Origin of the sequence: Saccharopolyspora sp. NPDC000359 (assembly GCF_040300525.1) — a bacterium.
Lineage (GTDB): Bacteria > Actinomycetota > Actinomycetes > Mycobacteriales > Pseudonocardiaceae > Saccharopolyspora.
The window spans coordinates 20,002-37,491 of the sequence record NZ_JBEPDU010000008.1; the positions used below are offsets into that span (position 1 = coordinate 20,002).

The 17,490-nt window shown below is 71.1% G+C and carries 13 protein-coding genes; 8 read left to right on the plus strand and 5 right to left on the minus strand.

The annotated features are described in order from the left end of the window. The first annotated feature begins 701 nt into the window (after positions 1-701). The gene (locus tag ABT324_RS07745; protein WP_351173378.1) at positions 702-1,646 is read left to right on the plus strand and encodes a nitroreductase/quinone reductase family protein; all 945 of its coding nucleotides are present in this window, start codon (positions 702-704) and stop codon (positions 1,644-1,646) included. Positions 1,647-1,691: 45 nt separating this feature from the next. On the opposite strand, the gene ABT324_RS07750 is transcribed toward ABT324_RS07745, so the two are convergent. The 3 genes from ABT324_RS07750 to ABT324_RS07760 form a co-directional block, all read right to left on the minus strand. Then, positions 1,692-4,076, minus strand: coding sequence for a GH92 family glycosyl hydrolase (locus ABT324_RS07750; protein ID WP_351173381.1), 2,385 nt, complete (start codon positions 4,074-4,076; stop codon positions 1,692-1,694). A gap of 271 nt (positions 4,077-4,347) precedes the next feature. After that, complete coding sequence (locus ABT324_RS07755) at positions 4,348-6,072, minus strand: GGDEF domain-containing protein (protein WP_351173384.1); 1,725 nt, start codon at positions 6,070-6,072, stop codon at positions 4,348-4,350. Positions 6,073-6,274: 202 nt separating this feature from the next. Then, a complete protein-coding gene (locus tag ABT324_RS07760) occupies positions 6,275-7,477 on the minus strand; it encodes a lycopene cyclase family protein (RefSeq protein WP_351173387.1) in 1,203 nt (400 codons plus the stop codon). A gap of 75 nt (positions 7,478-7,552) precedes the next feature. Between ABT324_RS07760 and ABT324_RS07765 the strand changes: the two genes are divergently transcribed. From ABT324_RS07765 to ABT324_RS07780, 4 genes are all read left to right on the plus strand, one after another. Beyond that, the gene (locus tag ABT324_RS07765; protein WP_351173390.1) at positions 7,553-9,121 is read left to right on the plus strand and encodes a deoxyguanosinetriphosphate triphosphohydrolase family protein; all 1,569 of its coding nucleotides are present in this window, start codon (positions 7,553-7,555) and stop codon (positions 9,119-9,121) included. Positions 9,122-9,366: 245 nt separating this feature from the next. Further along, positions 9,367-10,995 carry an ABC-F family ATP-binding cassette domain-containing protein gene (locus ABT324_RS07770; protein WP_351173692.1) on the plus strand — a complete coding sequence of 543 codons (1,629 nt, stop codon included), beginning with the start codon at positions 9,367-9,369 and terminating at the stop codon, positions 10,993-10,995. A 188-nt stretch (positions 10,996-11,183) separates the two neighbouring features. After that, positions 11,184-11,393 (plus strand): helix-turn-helix domain-containing protein, encoded by a 210-nt coding sequence (locus ABT324_RS07775; protein WP_010310662.1) that lies wholly within the window; start codon positions 11,184-11,186, stop codon positions 11,391-11,393. Between the two features lie 89 nt (positions 11,394-11,482). Continuing rightward, a complete protein-coding gene (locus ABT324_RS07780; RefSeq protein WP_351173393.1) occupies positions 11,483-12,292 on the plus strand; it encodes an enoyl-CoA hydratase/isomerase family protein in 810 nt (269 codons plus the stop codon). Between the two features lie 74 nt (positions 12,293-12,366). Here the strand turns inward: ABT324_RS07780 and ABT324_RS07785 are convergent, their stop codons facing one another. Beyond that, positions 12,367-13,101, minus strand: a complete 735-nt coding sequence (locus tag ABT324_RS07785) for an SIS domain-containing protein (RefSeq protein ID WP_351173396.1) — start codon at positions 13,099-13,101, stop codon at positions 12,367-12,369. Between the two features lie 137 nt (positions 13,102-13,238). On the opposite strand from ABT324_RS07785, the gene ABT324_RS07790 reads away from it, so the two are divergent. Continuing rightward, a complete protein-coding gene (locus ABT324_RS07790) occupies positions 13,239-13,865 on the plus strand; it encodes a TetR/AcrR family transcriptional regulator (protein WP_351173399.1) in 627 nt (208 codons plus the stop codon). 111 nt (positions 13,866-13,976) lie between these two features. Beyond that, positions 13,977-14,690, plus strand: coding sequence for an Imm1 family immunity protein (locus ABT324_RS07795; protein ID WP_351173401.1), 714 nt, complete (start codon positions 13,977-13,979; stop codon positions 14,688-14,690). A 1-nt stretch (position 14,691) separates the two neighbouring features. Here the strand turns inward: ABT324_RS07795 and ABT324_RS07800 are convergent, their stop codons facing one another. Beyond that, positions 14,692-15,519, minus strand: a complete 828-nt coding sequence (locus ABT324_RS07800; protein ID WP_351173695.1) for a M55 family metallopeptidase — start codon at positions 15,517-15,519, stop codon at positions 14,692-14,694. Positions 15,520-15,690: 171 nt separating this feature from the next. Between ABT324_RS07800 and ABT324_RS07805 the strand changes: the two genes are divergently transcribed. Continuing rightward, positions 15,691-17,490, plus strand: coding sequence for an ABC transporter substrate-binding protein (locus ABT324_RS07805; RefSeq protein WP_351173404.1), 1,800 nt, complete (start codon positions 15,691-15,693; stop codon positions 17,488-17,490).

A 17,490-nucleotide genomic window follows, 5' to 3' on the forward strand; every position in this document is an offset into this window, starting at 1 on the left:
GACTGTGCCGGCGCTCTGGCCGGGAGTCGCAACGGGGTTCGCATTCAGCGGGCTCATGACTCGAGTATCCCAAGCATCGAACAGGATTTCGAGCACGTTGCTGTCGCTGAATCTGGTGATCATCGAGATGTGCTCCGCAGCAACACGAATCACGAGGTGGAAGCCCAAAAACGCTGTTCCGCAACGAAAGCTGTCCGACGAGCGATGAACCCGGAGGCGACGGTGAGGCGGGGAAGAACAACAGTCAGCGCAACCCAAGCCAGCCTCAGCCGCACCGAAGAGCCCCGCGTCCGCATCAAGCCGAAACCATCCCACGCCAGGCCATCCCCGTGGCATGGGGTCAAAACGGAGCGCATCCCGTAGGGCTCCCCAAGTCGCGGGGATGGCCCCGCCAACGGCGGAACCGCTACGAGCCCCAGCCTCGGGAACAACGGCCTTGCAGTCCAAGACAGCCAACTGCTAGCCTCCAACCGCGCCCCGGATGGGCCTAGCGCATGGAGGTAAGGGCTTCTCAAGCCACCATCGAGTTGCGACACGATCGAACGTGCCTCGCACCTGGTTTCGTCTGATTGAATCTGCCGCCTGATGGCGCCTGCGATCAAACGTGCCTGCCTCCGCGCACCCGGCCAGCGTGGCCTTTCCGCGTGTCCGCACCTCGGTGTTGAACCCCTCCGATCGAAGCGAAGATCTGGAAGGACTGCATGACCGAGCACAAGACGGACGCATCACAGGATTTCGACGTGCACGCCTTCAACAGGGAGGTGGTAGCGGAGTTCCGCGAGCACGGAGGAAAGCTCTCCGGCTGGATGGCGGGCTGGTCGGTGTGCGTGCTGACGACGACGGGTGCCCGCACGGGCGAACGCCGGGAAACCCCGCTGGGCTACTTCGAGATCGACGGCCAACCACTGGTGGTCGCCTCGGTGATGGGCGGCCCGAAGAACCCGTCCTGGTACTACAACATCCAGAAGAACCCCCACGTCACGGTGGAAACCGGCACGGAGTCGTACGAAGCCACGGCAGTCGTCGAAACCGGCGAACGACGGGACGAGCTGTTCGCCGCGGTAGCGGCGCAGAACGAGGGAATGCGCGACTATCAGGAGAAGACGACGAGGGTGATCCCCGTGGTGACCCTCCACCGCATCACCGAGGAGTCCACTCAGGACGAGGACCGGGTCCGCGGCCTGGGTGACTTCCTGGTGGAGGCCCACAACTGGCTGCGCGAGGAGCTAGCCGACCTCCACCGCCAACTGGACGAGATCATCGCCGACACCGGCAGTTCCGCTGAACTCCAACGCGCGAAGCCGAACCTGGCCCAGCAGCTGCGCGAGCACTGCGCGGAGTTCTGCGCCGCGATCAAGCAACACCACACCGGCGAGGACCGGGGCGCCTTCCCGATGCTTGCCCAGCAGCACCCAGAACTAGCCCCAACGCTCGAGGAGCTCGGCAGGGAACACGAGGTCGTGGCCCACCTACAGGAGGAGATCCGCCGCCTCGTGGACGCATACGAACCGGGTGCAACGGACCCCGAGCTCCTGAAGAACCGCCTCGAAACCCTGACCCGAGAGCTAGAAGTCCACTTCACCCACGAAGAGGAAACGATCGTAGAAGCCCTCAACGCCCTGGGCCCAGCCCCGAACATCCCGTGACCGAGGACGGAGGCGGTGCCGAGGTCAGCACCGCCTCCGCTGCCGTCACCCCGCTGCGCAGGGGGAGGGTGGGGTTGCTCCTGGGGTTGTTGCCCAGTCGGTGGGGGTGGTGGAGAGGGTGTGGTGGATGGTGCCGCTCGTTCGGAGGTCCTCCAGGGAAAGCCACACCTGGTTCTTCGGGGTGTGGGCGACTCGGACTTCGTCCACGTACTGGAGTTCCGCGCCGTTGGCGGCCGGGGCCTTGATGGTCAGCGGGGTTGCTCCGGGGAGGTGCACCACTGCTTCGGGGAACCGCGGGGCGTTCAGGATGAACTGGCCGGTTCCCGGCACCGCGGGGTACAGGCCCAGGGCGCTGAAGACGTACCAGGCCGACATCGTGCCCAGGTCGTCGTTGCCGGTCACGCCGTCGGGGGCGTTGGTGAACAGGGTTTGCTGGGCGCGGACCACCGCTGATGTCTTCGCCGGTTGGCCGATCAGCGAGTACATCCACGGGGCGTGCAGGTCTGGTTCGTTGTTCGGGTTGTAGCGGAACTGGCCGTAGTAGTCGTACGGGTCGATCACCCAGTCCTCGCGGGCCGTGCGGGCTGGGTCCTGGATGAGCTCGTCGTGGGCGAAGAACGTGTCCAGGCGCTCCTCGGCCTGCTCCGCTCCGCCGACCGCGTCCAGCAGGCCGGGGACGTCCTGCTGGGTCAGCCACTGGTACTGCCAGGCTGTTCCCTCGTGGAAGCCCTTGTCCGAGATCGGTTCGTAGGGGTCGAACCAGGTTCCGTCGGCGTTCCTGGGGCGGGGGAAACCGGTGAAGCCGCGTTCCGCGTCGTGCACCGCCGGGTCCCAGACGGTGCGCCAGTTCCGGCCGCGCTCGGCCAGACGCGCCGCGTCCTCGGTGCGGCCCAGGGCTCGGGCCAGCATGGACAGCGAGCAGTCGGCCAGCGCGTACTCCATGGTGGCCGAGCCGCCGTGCGCCGGGTCGACGTCCTGGCCCTTCTTCGGGAAGTCCGGGTCGTACTGCACGAATCCTTGCGAGAGGTAGGAGTGGTTGCCCGCGCGGCCCCCGAACTGCGAGTCAGCCGGTGGGACCTCGGTGGCGTTGCGCCGCAGCGCCTCGTAGGCCTGCTGCTCGCGGCCCTCCAGCGCGCCGAAGCGCCACAGGTCCACCAGGAACGGGGTGACCGGGTCGCCGGCCATGGTGTTGGTCTCGAAGTTCGCGTACGCCCAGCGCGGTAGCCAGCCGCCCTGCTCGTCGATCGCCAGGACGCTGCGCGCGATGTCCCGCGCGCGGTCCGGGACCAGCAGGGCCAGCAGCTGGTTCTGCGTCCGGTAGGTGTCCCACAGCGAGAAGAACTGGTAGTACGTCCAGTCGTCGGCGCGGTGGACCGCGTCGTCGAAGCCGCGGTACCGGCCGTCGGCGTCGGTGGCGGTCGACGGTTGCAGCAGGACGTGGTACAGCGAGGTGTAGAAGACCGCTGCGTCGTCGGGTGTTGCGCCGCGCACCCGGATCCGGTCGAGTTCGCGGCGCCAGTGGTCCTGGGTCTGGTCGCGGACCTGCTCGAAGTCGCGGGAACCTCCGGCCGCCAGGTTCGCGTCCGCGCCCGCGGCGTCCACGTAGGAGATCGAGGTGGTCGCGGTGACCTGGTCGTCGGCGAAGGTCAGCCACGCGCCGCGCAGGCCTTCGCCGCCGGAGACCGAGCGGCGGTCGAACTGGCCGCCGTCGGGCTGCCAGGTGCCGAAGGACTCGACCGGCTTGTCGAAGCGGGTGGTGAACCAGAGCGTGTAATCCCGGCCGCCGCAGAAGCCCTTGCTGCGCACCCACCCCCGGACCGTCTGCTCGTCCACCACCTCGAGCCCGCTGGCCTTGACCGGGTTGCGCTCGTTGGCCTGGCCGACGTTGAGGAAGACGTGCGCCGGGCCGGTGTCGAAGGTGTAGCGCTCGACGCCGACCCGCGTGTCGGCGGTGGCCTCCACGTCGATGCCGCCGTAGTCGGTCAGGCGGGTCCGGTAGTAGCCCGCTTCGCCGACCTCCCCGTCGTGGGTGTAGGTGGCTGCGTACTGGTCCTGGTCGAACGTGGCTGGCGCGGTGATGTCGAAGTCGTGGCCCGGTCCAGCGCCGATGCTGCCGGTGGTGGGCAGGGTTGAGACCAGCCCGCCCTGCTCCCAGCAGCCCGCGCCGGAGAGGAAGAAGTGGCCGAAGCCCTTGATCCGGGTGTCGTCGTAGCGCCATCCCGCGTAGTGCGTGCCGATCGGGCTGACCTGGGTCATGCCGAACGGCGCGGAGGCGCCGGGGAACGTGTTGCCCTCGTCCTTGGTGCCGATGAAGGTGTTCACCGCCCGCACCGGGTCGGTGGGTTGCGCGGTGGCGGGTAGCTGGGTGGCGATCAGCGCGGTCAACAGCAGTACTGCGGTGGTGGTGAGCTGACGGCGATGTGCTGGCACAAGCCCTCCCACGGCCTTGACAACGTTGTCAGAACGACCTGTTGATTCCCGGCTCGTTCGGCGTAGCGGTGCAGGTAGCGGAACCTCGGGGCCCCTGAACTGCGGGTGCTCCTCCGGCGGTGCGAGTTGCGGGGGTGGGTCGAGCGCTACGCGCTTGCGGCAGCTCCATGCCGTGGCTGCGAACTGCGGCTGCGGGGATCGGCCACCAGCCTAGGGTGGTCGCGGTGGGCCGCGGCAATCGTCCGCGCGAGTGATCCTCCCAGTGGGAGGCTCATGACCTGGGCGGATGTTCCTGGTGGCGCTGCTTGCCGCGCAGCACCTCGATGCGGTCCGAACCAGGGCGCGACATCACCCAGCTCGACCCGGCCAGCGACTTGGCGTGCTTCTTCAGCGGCGCCAGCCGGCTGGAGACCTCGTCGTAGCCCTCCACCGTGCTCGGGGTGCACACCAGGGTCGCCAGCGACAGGCTCACCGCCACGCCGCCCGCCGAGCGCTCCGGGTCGAGCACCAACTCGGCCAGCGCCACCAGGTCGTCCAGGTCGGCCACCAGCAGGAAGTCGTCCCCGCCGACGTGCCCGACCTGCACCGAGCTCAGCGCGGTGGCCGCATCGGTCAGGCTCCGGCCGATCGCGCGGATCAGGTCGTCGCCGGCGGAGAAGCCCGCCGTGTCGTTGACCGTCTTGAAGCCGTCGATGTCCAGCCAGCTCACCGCGAAGACCTCGTCGGCGGCGATGCGTCGGGTGACGTCGCGGGCGATCGCGTCGCTGCCCGGCAGCCGGGTCAACGGGTTCAAGGCCGCGGCCTCCTCCACCTTCAGCTCCGCCATGCCGCGGATCAGGTCACCGGCGCGCACCGCGCCCAGGCACCGGCCCGACTCGTCGACCACGATCGCGTCGTCGTACATCCGGTACTGGTCGGAGCGGGTCACCAGGCTCAGCGCTTCCATCGCGGTGGTCGCGGTGGTCACCACCCGCGGCTCGTCGGCCAGCCGCGACGCGGGCCGCTTGGCGTGCAGGGCGTGCCCGTACGGGCCGGTCACCGCGAGCAGGAACCGGTTGCGGTCGATGGTCCACTGCGGGCGGTTCTCCTCGTCGACCAGCACCACGCCGCTGATCTCCGGGCGGTCGGCCAGCACCCCGCGCACCTTGTCCGCGGTGACGTCGGTGGGCAGGATCGTCGCCGGGGACAGGAACTCGGTGACCCGGGGGTCGCTGGCCAGCGAGGTGATCGGCGGACCGTGCGGATCGGTCACCTCCGCCGCCACGCCGGGCACGCTGCTGGCCGTCGGGGGTCGCCGCGCCGCGGGGGCCAGCAGGTTGCCCTGCACCAGGCGGACCCCGTTCCGGCGCAGCGTGGTCAGCTGGCGCTCGTTCTCCACGCCCTCGGCGACCAGCTGGCTGTCAGTGGCCTCGCACAGGTGCCGCACCGACTCGATCAACGCCACCCGCGCCGGGCTCTCGGGCAGCTGCTGGACGACCGCGCGGTCCAGCTTGACCGCGGCCGGGCCGATGTCGGCGATCAGCGCCAGCGGCACGTCGCCCTCGCCGACGCCGTCCAGCGCGATCTGGAACCCGTCGGCGCGCAGCTTGTCCACCCCGGCCAGCAGGTCGTCGGTGTTCAGCCGGGCGAACGGCGGCCCGATCTCCAACGTCACCTCCTGCTCGCGGCGGCCGATCTGGCGCAGCCGCTCGCGCACCAGGTCGAGCCGCTGCAGGTCGTGGGTGACGGTGCCGCCGAAGATGTTGATGTGCAGCGGCAGCAGGGACTCGTGCTCGGCGGCAGCGCTCAGCGCCGCGGTGGCCAGCGCCACGTCCAGCTCGGTCAGCCGCCGCTGCCGAGCGGCTTCGCGGAACAGCTCCTGGACGTGCGTCCCGGTCGGACGGGCCAGCGCCTCGACGGCGACGATGGCCCCGGTCTTGATGTTGATCAACGGCTGGAACGCGAAGCGCACCTCGTCAACCAGCGCCAGCACGGAGTCGATGTGGCCCGCGCTCATGCTGCTCCATCGACGGTGTTCACGACCTGTTCACCGACATCTCAGTTCCTCCTCCTCGGTGGAGGACCGCCTCTCCCCGCCGACCAACTTAGCGTGCTTGACCAGCGCCTAACACAGGTTGGCGGTGGCGGGTGGCGGTTGACACAACTATTCGCAGCGCGCCAGCCACGGTGCGTGCCCGGTCAGCGGGCGATGCCCGGTTTCAGCTGCCGCCGAGCCCGTGCCGGGCCAGCGGGCGGCCGAGGGACAAACCGCCCAGCACCATCCGGCGGCGCAGGCGCCACGGCGCGATCGCGAACAGCGCGGACATCGCCGCCGCGGTGCCGGTCGGATCGCACTCGGCGGACAGGAACGCCGTGCGGTGGTCCGGGTCGAGCTGGAAGAACAGCTCGAAGAACTCCGGCACCTCCTCGGGCGGCATGGACAGCAGCCCCCGCAGCGCCCGGTGCCGCAGCACGTGCGCGGACACCGCGCGCGGCGGCCACAGGATCGACCACCCGGCGCGCGCTGCGACCGTTGGTCCGGACGGCAGCGCTGCGCTGAGCGCTGCCGCGAGCCACGGCGCGCGTTGCAGCGACGCGGCGACGCTGAACCCGCTCGCCGGGTGCACGAAGCCAGCCGCCGCGCCGAACGGGATCACCCGGCCCGGCCGGGGGAGCGGGTCGTCCACCGGGAACCGCACCCGCTCCTCGAACAGCCGCTCCGACTCGGGGACCCCGGCCGCGGCCAGCCGCCCCGCGAGCCGCCTGCGCAGCAGGGCCAGGGGGAGCGCCGGGCGCCGGGCCAGCGAGGTCTCCTCCAGCAGCACCCGGTCGGGGCCGACGTGCACCGCGTAGAGGAAGGTGGGCCAGCCGCCGCGCGTCTGCGGGGCCGGGCGCCAGTCCATGAACACCCCCGAGCCGGGACCGCAGAACGGTTCGGCCGCGGCGGCGCTGACCACCCAGCCGACCGCGCTCTGGTGGGCGGAGGTGTGCGCGGGGCGGCCACCGGAGAGCGTCCGCGCCGCGCCGGTCGCGTCGACCACGACCGCTGCGGCGATCCGCCTGCCGTCCTTGAGCAGCACCGTCGACCCGGTGGGCCCGTGCTCGGCGGCCTGGGCGCGTCCGGTGACCTCCACGACGTCGTGCCGCCAGAGGTGCTTCCACAGCGCGGCGTTGTTCAGCACGGCGTACGGCCGGGTCCACTCGTGCGGGTGAGTGCCGTGCAGGGTCATCCGGTCCACGACCGAGGCCAGCGCGGTGCCGGGGACGGCCGCGGGCAGCTCGTCGCGCCAGGCCCCGTAGGTGTGCGGCCAGACCCGGCGCGGTGCCGGGTCGACCAGCACGACCTCCAGCCCGGTGTCGCTGCAGGCCGCTGCCACGGCCCGTCCCGCCGGGCCGCCGCCGACCACCACGACATCTGCCACGGACAAATCAGATCACGTCCCGGGGTGGTCGCGCCGCCAGGGCCGCTGCTCGGGATCATCGACTAACGTGTGGCCATGCAGGACACGCAGCTTCGGACCGATCGGCGGAGTGGTCGTCGCGGCCCCCGCCGGGCCCCCGGTGACCTGGCCGCCAGCCCGTTCCGGGCGGATCGGGACCGGGTGTCCAGCTCGGCGTTCTTCGCCCGGCTGGGCGGGGTCACCCAGGTCGTCAGCCCCAGCGGTTCCGGGCTGCTGCTGCACAACCGGTTGACGCACAGCCTGAAGGTCGCCCAGGTCGCGCGGGCCATCGCCGAGCGGCTGGTGGCCGATCCCGGTGACCTGGCCAAGCTGGACCGGCTGGGCGGCTGCGACCTGGATGTGGTGGAGGCCGCCGGGCTCGGCCACGACCTCGGCCACCCGCCGTTCGGGCACCTCGGCGAGGGCGTGCTGGACCGGCTCGCCCGGCAGCGGTTCGCGCTGCCCGACGGCTTCGAGGGCAACGCCCAGAGCTACCGCGTGGTGACCCGCATCGACGTGCGCGGCGCTGGCTGCGAGGGGCTGGACCTGACCGCGGCGGTGCGCGCGGCGCTGCTGAAGTACCCGTGGACGCGGCTGGCCCAGCCGCAGCCGCACCCGCGCCACCTGCCGGTGCCGCCGCGTGGCGCTTCGGAACCGGAGGACGCGCCGGGCACCGGGTCGGCCAAGTTCTCCTGCTACAGCACCGAGCTGGACGACATGGTCGACGCCCGCGCCCCGTTCGCGGGGCGGCTGGCGGACTGGCAGCAGACCGTCGAGGCGTCGATCATGGACACCGCCGACGACATCGCCTACGCGATCCACGACCTGGAGGACTTCCACCGGGTCGGGATCCTGCAGCACACCAGCGTCTCGCACGAGCTGACCGAGTGGTTGGGGCACGCGGTGGAGTTCGCCGGGCGCTCCGATGTCGAGCTGGCCGGTGACGGCATGCGGCCGGGCTGCTCGCTGGAGCGGCTGCGCCGCCGCCTGCACGCCAAGGACGCCTGGATCGCTGACGACGAGGCGTTCGTCAGCGCCGTCAAGAAGGTGGTCGCGAACCTGGTCACCAAGCTGCTGGAGGTGCCCTTCGACCGCTCGCAGCAGGCCGAGCAGGCGGTCGCGGCGTTCTCCGGGGAGTGGACGCAGCGGCTGGTGGAGGGGATCCAGGTCGTCGAGCAGCCGCCGACCCGCTCCGGGCACGTGGCGCTGGCGGTGGAGCAGTGGCACGAGGTGCAGGTGCTGAAGTTCGTGCACCGCCGGTTCGTGCTGCAGCGCCCCGACCTCGCGCTGCACCAGCGCGGCCAGGACCGGTTGCTGAGCAAGCTGGTGGAGGCGCTGGACAACTGGCTGATCGACCGCAGCGAGGCGGCCCGGCTGCCGCACCGGCTGCGTGACCTGTTCGACCGCGCCCGCGCCGAGTTCGCGCTGCTGCACCGCGACGCCCCGGAGTTGCTGGTGCAGCCGGGGGAGCCCGCCGAGATCGACGCCGCGCACCTGGAGCGGATGGCGCGCGGCCGGGCGGTGATCGACTTCGTCGCCTCGCTCACCGACGACCAGGCCGCCGCGCTGCTGGAGGCCCTCTCCGGTCGCACGACGCAGTTGTGGAACGACACGTTCGTGCTGTGATCCGGTCGCCGGGTGCCACGACGGGTGTGACCGACGGAATGTGATCCGCGATCAATTCGGTGGACATCGCCCGTTACACTGGTTCCGTGGTCACCAAGCGCCTCGTGGTCCGCGTTCCCCGCGCCACTCCATCGCTGATCCGCCCGGTCGTCGCTTAGCCGCCTGGGCCGTCCAGCCTCCGCGCCCACCCCAGGTCGGTGGGCGTGCTCGTGGATTCGCTCGACCACTACTTCCCGGAGTTCCCCTTGATTTCTGCCACCGGCCTGGAGCTGCGCGCCGGTTCCCGCATCCTGCTCTCCGAAGCCACGCTGCGCGTCCAGCCCGGCGACCGGATCGGCCTGGTCGGCCGCAACGGCGCCGGCAAGACGACCACCCTGCGGGTGCTGGCCGGGGAGGGCCAGCCCTACGCAGGTGACGTGGTCCGCCGCGGCGAGCTCGGTTACCTGCCGCAGGACCCGCGCGAAGGCGACCTCACCGTGTCGGCCAAGGACCGGGTGCTGTCCGCGCGCGGCCTCGACCAGCTGGTCCACGACATGGAGAAGACCCAGACGGCGATGGCCGAGCTGGCCGACGAGCGAGAGCGGGACAAGGCGATCGCCCGCTACGGCCGGTTGGAGGAGCGCTTCGCCGCGCGCGGCGGGTACGCCGCCGAGAGCGAGGCCGGGCGCATCTGCAGCAACCTCGGCCTGCCCGACCGGGTGCTGGAGCAGCCGTTGAGCACCCTCTCCGGTGGTCAGCGGCGCCGCGTCGAGCTGGCGCGAATCCTGTTCGCCGCCTCCGAGGCCGGTCCAGGTGGTCGCTCGGCCAGCACGCTGCTGCTCGACGAGCCGACCAACCACCTCGACGCCGACTCGATCAACTGGCTGCGCGACTTCCTCAAGAACCACGACGGTGGGCTCGTGGTGATCAGCCACGACGTCGACCTGCTGGCCGCGGTGGTCAACAAGGTGTGGTTCCTGGACGCGATCCGCGGCGAGGCCGACGTGTACAACATGGACTGGGCCCGCTACCAGGACGCCCGCGCGGCGGATGAGAAGCGCCGCCGCCGCGAGCGCGCCAACGCGGAGAAGAAGGCCACCGCGCTGATGGCGCAGGCGGACAAGATGCGGGCCAAGGCCACCAAGGCGGTCGCCGCGCAGAACATGGCCCGCCGCGCGGAGAAGCTGCTGGCCGAAGCCGAGACCGAGCAGGCGCAGGAGAAGGTCGCCCGGATCCGCTTCCCGGAGCCCGCCGCGTGCGGGCGGACTCCGCTGACCGCCGACGGGCTGTCCAAGTCCTACGGGTCGCTGGAGATCTTCAGCGGCGTCGACCTCGCCGTGGACCGCGGCTCGCGGGTCGTCGTGCTGGGCCTCAACGGTGCTGGCAAGACGACGCTGCTGCGCCTGCTGGGCGGCATCGAGCAGGCCGACTCGGGCAAGATCGTCCCAGGTCACGGGCTGCGCATCGGCTACTTCGCGCAGGAGCACGAGACGTTGGACCACGACGCCTCGGTCTGGGAGAACATCCGCAGCGCCGCCCCGGACGCCCCGGAGCAGCAGCTGCGCACCCTGCTGGGCGCGTTCCTGTTCCAGGGCGAGCAGCTGCAGCAGCCGGCCGGCACCCTCTCCGGCGGTGAGAAGACGCGGTTGGCGCTGGCCGGGCTGGTCTCCAGCGCCGCCAACGTGCTGCTGCTGGACGAGCCCACCAACAACCTCGACCCGGCCAGCCGCGAGCAGGTGCTCGACGCGCTGCGCAGCTTCACCGGCGCGGTCGTGCTGGTCACGCACGACCCGGGCGCGGTGCAGGCGCTGGAACCGGAACGGGTCATCCTGCTGCCCGACGGCACCGAGGACCACTGGTCGGAGGACTACCTGGATCTCGTCCAGCTGGCTTAGCAACCGCCGTGCGGCCAGGCTGCACTACTACGGATGGATTAGTGCATTCCGGTGATCGCCGGGCGCTCATCACGGCCGTTGGCCGATCTTTTTTCCATGATCGCCTGGCGTTCCTGCCTTTCCTGTTCGATCATTGCGCTGACAGGGGTCGCGAGGCCCGACCTGCTCAGAGGGAAGGCGGGGACACCGTGGCTGAGCTGAAGAAAGGTGCGCGCATCACAGGGAGTGCGCGGGACAAGCTTGCCAGTGACCTACGGAAGAAGTACGAGAAGGGGGCTAGCATCCGCGCGCTCGCGGAGGCGACCGGCCGGTCGTACGGCTTCGTGCACCGGGTGCTGAGCGAATCAGGTGTGCAGCTGCGCGGTCGTGGGGGCGCGACGCGTTCCAAGAAGAAGTGAGCTCGGCGGCCATCGGCCGCAGAGCCTGTTGAGGGGCGCCCGGAGCCGCGGGTGACCTTCGCCGACAGGCTCGCAGCGAGGAGGTCCGCTTGGCGGAGTCGATGGTGGACGCCGACCTGCTGGATCGTGGCGGTGTGGGGCTCACGATCCGCGGTCGGCGGGCCACGATCACGCTGGACCGCCCGGACAAGCTCAACGCGCAGACGCCGCACACCTGGCAGGCGCTCCGGGAGATCGGTCGATGCCTGGGCGCGGAGGTCCAGGTCGTGGTGCTGCGCGGCGCCGGCCGGGCGTTCTCGGCCGGGCTGGACCGGCGGCTGTTCACCGCCGCCGAAGTGGAGGGGGCACCGGGCCTGGTGTCGCTGGCCCAGCGCCCCACGGAACAGGCCGACGCCGAGATCGCCGGCTTCCAACAGGGGTTCAGCTGGTTGCGCGAACCCGACAGGGTCACCATCGCGTCAGTGCGGGGGCACGCGGTAGGTGCCGGATTCCAGCTGGCGTTGGCGTGCGACCTCAGAGTGGTCGCCGCCGACGCCAGCTTCCGCATGGCCGAGGTCGGGCTGGGTCTGGTGCCCGACCTCGGGGGCACGTTGCCGCTGGTCAAGGCCGTGGGCTATGCCCGGGCGGTGGAGATCTGCCTGACCGGTCGCGAGGTCCGCGCGGACGAGGCGCTGCGGCTCGGGCTGGTCAACTCGGTCGTCGAACTGGATCGGCTCGACGCCGCCACCGACGAACTGGCCGAAGCCGTCGCGCAACCACCGCCCGGTGCGGCCCGCGAAGCGCTGGCCCTGCTGGCGCAGGCCGACGAAGCGGTCGACCCGGAGCAGCAGCTGGCCGCTGAACGCGCCGCGCAGTTGCGCTGCATCGCCGAACTGGTCGCGCGGCCAGACCAGGAGTGACGGCGGTTCCACGCGGAAGGCCCTGGGGCGCGGGATGCGCCCACTTCCGCGCGGAACCGCCACTGCACCCGCGCCTAGAGCAGGCCGGGGACCCGTTCGCCGTAGTGGGCGAGGTTCGCCGCGTTCGCCTCGTCCCCGCCGACGGTGTTGGAGCTGCGCCAGACCGGCAGGTCGATGCCCTCGGCGGCGGCCAGGTCGAACAGCTCGACCAGCAGCATGTTCCACAGGAACGCGTTGGCCAGGGAGGACAGCGGGGCGGTCACCGGCGCGGCGGCCGGGTAGCTGGCGTCGCCGCCGGGCACCAGCGTGTCCAGCACGACCTCGGCCTCCTCGGCCAGCGTGGTCCCGGCGCGCTTGGGGGCTTCGGCGCTGGCCAGCGGCGAGGTGATCGCGATGACCGAGGAGCCCGCCGCGCGGGCGGTGCGGGCCAGCTCCACCGGGTAGGGGTTCACCCCGGAGTTGGAGAACACCACCAGGGCGTCCACCCCGCCGCGGAAGCCCGCGCCGGTGAGGATCTCCTCGGCCAGGCCGGTGCGGCGCTCGGTGCGGGTGCTGGGCACCGCGCCGTGCAGCGGTAGCAGGTCGCGGTGGTAGAGCGGCCGGACCGCGGCCAACCCGCCCGCCCGGTAGAAGGTCTCCATCACCCCGGCCAGCGAGTGCCCCGCGCCCGCGGTGCACACCAGTCCGTCCGCGCGGATCGCGGTGAGCAACCGCTCGGCGGCGGTGCGCAGGTGCTCGGCGTTGTGCGCGCCGATCTTGCGCAGGTGTTCCAGCGTGTGCTCGGCGTGGCCGGGCGCGGTTTCCGACATTCGACGGCTCCTGAGGGGCGAGCGGCAAGGGACCTAAGGTCTATACCAATCTGGTGACGCGCCGGTCAAGGACCGCTTCCACCACTGGTGTGGTGCCCGGGTAGGCTGTTGATCAGCGACCAAGATCGAGGGGATGCATGCCGCAGCGAGGGAACCGCAGGGAACTGCTCGCCGATGCCGCCATCGAGGTGCTGGCGCGCGAGGGAGGTCGTGGGCTCACCCACCGCGCGATCGATCGCGAGGCCGGGGTTCCCGAGGGCACCACGAAGAACTACTTCCCGACGCGCAGCGCGTTGTTTCTGGCCGTCGCGCGGTACCTGGCCGCCCGGCACACCGAGGCGCTGGACGCGCTGTGCGCCGAAATTCCCGCCGACGTCAGCTCCGAGGACATCACCGCGCTGTACGCGGCGATGCTGCGCCGGATGGCCACCAGCGCGCGGTCGCAGTTCCTGGCGCTGTTCGAACTGCACCTGGAAGCCGTGCGCAACCCCGACGTCCGCGACGCGCTCAGCGCGATCACCGAGGCCAACGTCGACACCGCGGTGCAGCTGCACAGCGCGGTCGGGCGGCGGATCAGCCGCCGCGGAGCCGGGTTGCTGGACGCCGGGATGCTCGGCGTGGCGCTGTCGATGCTGAGCCTGCCCGAGGACCTGGTCTCCGAGCTCGGGCTGGACGACGCCGACGGGTTGGCGCGGGCGTTATTGGCCCTCGGCTCGCCGCACGGCGGGCCCGCGATCGGGGTGCTGCGGGACGCGGCCGGTTGACCCGGTGGCGCTTCGGGGCCGTGCACTGACGCACGGTAGCCTGCTGGGGAACGAGATCTGGGCAGGGGCGTCCTGGGGGTCGCCCACGATCGAAGTGGATGCAGGGAACGCATGTCGAATCCAGCACAAGTCGAGCCCGGCCCGCTCGAACCACCCGCGGTGGTGTTCGCCCGCCTCGCCGACGTCCCGGTCGACGCCCTGGACAAGCTGATCGAGGCCACCCACGAGGTCTACGACGACCTGAACAAGGTGCTCGGCCACCCCTACTGGGGCGACCTGGTCTACCACCAGGGCGCGGCGATGAAGGCGTTGAAGGAAGCGCGGATCTGCTTGGAGGGGCTGCGCGCGGAAGCCGTCGGCGCGCGCAACACCGAGCTGGGGGTCACCGTCACCACCGCCGTCGTCCGCGGCGAGCGCTTCTACGCGCAGACCGAGGACGACAAGGCCGAACTGGTGGACAAGGTGCTGCGCCCGCCGCAGCCGGGGGCCTGCCACCTCTACGTCTGGGACCGGCCGCACCGGGACCCCGAGGCGCCCGGGCCCTACCTGCAGGTCCGGATCGTCACCGACCCCGAGGCGGAGGTCGGCGTCCTGAACTTCACCGAGGAGTCCGAGGACGGCGAGATGACGTCCTGGCACACCCTCAACCCGGAGCCCTCGCCGGAGGCCCCGGCGCTGCCCTTCGACGCGGGCAGCACGCTGAAGTTCCCGCGCAACGCCGTGCTGCCGTTTCGGGAACTCCGCGCAGCGCTCGACGAATTCACCCGAACTGGGCAGCGGCCGGAGGCCGTGCAGTGGCAGGCGGCGCGCTGGGGCGACCTCTGAGTCAGCCGTAGATGCCCTGGACGGCCCGCCCGGCGATGGTCGTGACGATCTTGAACGCCTTCATCGCCTCGGTCATGTCCGGCGCGTCGAAGCCGACCCGGCGCACGTCCACCTGCTCCACGGTCGGGATCACCGCTGCCGCGGCGGCCAGGTGCGCGGCGTCGAACTCCACCTCGATGCGGTGCGGGCGTGCCTCGCCGCCGGTGCGCCCGGCCAGGCGCAGGCCCTCGGTCGCCGCGCTGCGGATGTCGGCCGCGGTGCGGGCCGGTGGGCGGCAGATGGCCGCGTAGCGGCTGACGCACTCCTTGACCACGACGGTGCGCGCCGACGGCGCGTAGTCGGCGGCTTCCGCGCAGGCCTGGTCGTCCCCGGTGACCAGCAGGACGGGCACCCCGTGCTCGGCGGCCAGCGCCGCGTTCAGCCCGCCCTCCCCGGCCGGGCGGCCGTCCAGCCACACGCCGGTGATGGAGTTCTCCAGGTAGGTGTGCGACAGCACGCCCTCAGCGCCCGCGCGCGCGTGGTAGCCGAGGAACACCACGCCGTCCACATCGGACTCGATGCCCTGCATCATGGACAGCGGCTTGTGCCGCCCGGTCAGCAGCACCGCCCGCTCGTCGAGGTCCTCCAGCAGCAGGTTGCGCTGCGCGGAGTGCGCCTCGTTGACCAGCACGCCGGTCGCCCCGGCGGCGCACAGGCCCTCGACGCAGGCGTTGACATCACCGGTGAACAACTTCCGGAAGCGCTGCCACTGCTCGGTCCCGGGCACCACGTCGTCGGTCCAGGTGACGCCGGTGACGCCTTCCATGTCAGCTGAGATCAAGATCCGCACGCAGGCCAATCTAGGCGCGTTGTCCAGGCTTTCGGGGTTCGCCGCGCCGATCGGGTAACGGTTCGGTTCCACTGCGTGATGCTCGGCGGCGACAACTCGTGGTGAACCATTGACGAACAGGCTTCAGAGGTGGTTCCTTTCTCTCACTCGCTGCGAAGGAGGGGGTTGCAAGTGGGCAGACGTCTCGTCGCGCTCTGGGCCGCGCTGCTGGTCGGGCTGCTGGCGCCGGTGCCCGCGTCGGCGCAGGAGGACGGCAACCGCGAGCGGCCGCAGGGTGCCACGCTGCGCATCGGGCTGCAGCAGCAGATCGACTCGCTGAACCCGTTCCTGGGCTACACGCTGGCCGCCACCGACATCTTCCGGTCCATCTACCCGACGCTGACCACCTACCGCGCCGAGGACTTCGCGGTGGAACCGGAGCTGGCCGAGCGGTGGGAGACCTCGCCGGACAAGCTCACCTGGACCTTCCACATCCGGCCCGGCGTCACCTGGTCCGACGGGCAGCCGGTGACCGCCCGGGACGCGGCCTACACCTTCAACCGGATGATGACCGACCCGGCGGCCAGCACCGCCAACGGCAACTTCGTGGAGAACTTCGACAGCGTCACCGCACCGGATGACAGCACGCTGGTCATTCGCACCAAGTCACCGCAGGCGACGATGCTGGCCATCGACGCGCCGATCGTGCCCGAGCACGTGTGGTCGAAGGTCCCCGACGTCGCCAGCGCCACCAACGACGAGATGCCGGTGGTGGGCAGCGGGCCGTTCGTGCTCACCGACTACCGCCCGGAGCAGGACGTCACGCTGACCGCCAACCCGGACTTCTGGCGCGGCCCGCCGAAGATCGCGCAGCTGCAGTTCGTCCAGTTCAAGAACAGCGACGCCGCGGTGCAGGCGCTGCGCAAGGGCGACGTCGACGTGGTGCAGAAGCTCACCCCCGCGCAGTTCGACGCGCTGGCCGGGGAGCCCGACATCCAGCAGGTCGAGGGCCAGGGCCGGCGCTTCTTCGAGATGATCCTCAACCCGGGCGCGACCAACAGCGAGGACGAGCCGATCGGCACCGGGCACCCGGCGCTGAAGGACGTGCGGGTGCGGCAGGCCATCGACCACGCGATCGACCGGCAGGCGCTGGTGGACCGCGTGATGGGCGGCTACGCGCAGGTCGGCGGCGGCTACCTGCCGCCCATCTTCAGCGACTACCACTGGAACCCGCCGCAGCCCCGCGCCTTCGACCTGGCCGCGGCCAACCGGCTGCTCGACGAGGCCGGGTACCCGCGCGGCGCGGACGGCACCCGGCACACCCCGCAGGGCGAACCGCTCACCTTCGACTTCGTGCTGCACGGCAACCGCTCGGAGGACATCCAGGTCGGTGAGTTCGTCAAGCGGTGGCTGGCCGACGTGGGCATCACCGTGGAGCTGCAGCCGGTGTCGGACAACCAGCTCAACGACCGCACCACCGCCGGTGACTTCGACATGGTGATCAGCGGCTGGTCGGCCAACCCCGACCCGGACTACGTGCTGCGGCTGCAAACCTGCGGCGCGCGCCCGGACCCCAGCGGGGGCGGCAACAACGACACGTTCCTGTGCGACCAGCAGTACGACGACCTCTACGCCCGGCAGCTCGGCGAGTTCGACAAGGCCAAGCGGGTCGAGCTGGTCAACCAGGCGCAGGCGCGGTTCTACGAGCAGGCCACCGGGCTGATCCTCTTCTACCAGGAGTCCCTGGAGGCCTACCGCACCGACCGCTACGCGGGGTTCACCCTGCAGCCCGCGGACAACGGGGTCATCGTGGCGCAGCAGGGCTACTGGGGCTACTACGGCGCCGAGCCCACCGATGCGGCGGTCAGCGGGTCCTCCGGCACCGACTACAGCACCGTGGCGTGGGTGCTCGGCGGGGCCGTGGTGCTGATCGGCGTCGTGGTGGCGCTGGTGGTCGTCCGCCGGCGGGCGACCGCTGACACGAGGGAGTGA

Coding starts and splice junctions, on each gene's coding strand:
- ABT324_RS07745 (WP_351173378.1), top strand. CDS start 702: ATGACCGAGCACAAGACGGACGCATCACAGGATTTCGACGTGCACGCC.
- ABT324_RS07755 (WP_351173384.1), bottom strand. CDS start 6,072: ATGAGCGCGGGCCACATCGACTCCGTGCTGGCGCTGGTTGACGAGGTG.
- ABT324_RS07765 (WP_351173390.1), top strand. CDS start 7,553: ATGCAGGACACGCAGCTTCGGACCGATCGGCGGAGTGGTCGTCGCGGC.
- ABT324_RS07785 (WP_351173396.1), bottom strand. CDS start 13,101: ATGTCGGAAACCGCGCCCGGCCACGCCGAGCACACGCTGGAACACCTG.
- ABT324_RS07790 (WP_351173399.1), top strand. CDS start 13,239: ATGCCGCAGCGAGGGAACCGCAGGGAACTGCTCGCCGATGCCGCCATC.
- ABT324_RS07795 (WP_351173401.1), top strand. CDS start 13,977: ATGTCGAATCCAGCACAAGTCGAGCCCGGCCCGCTCGAACCACCCGCG.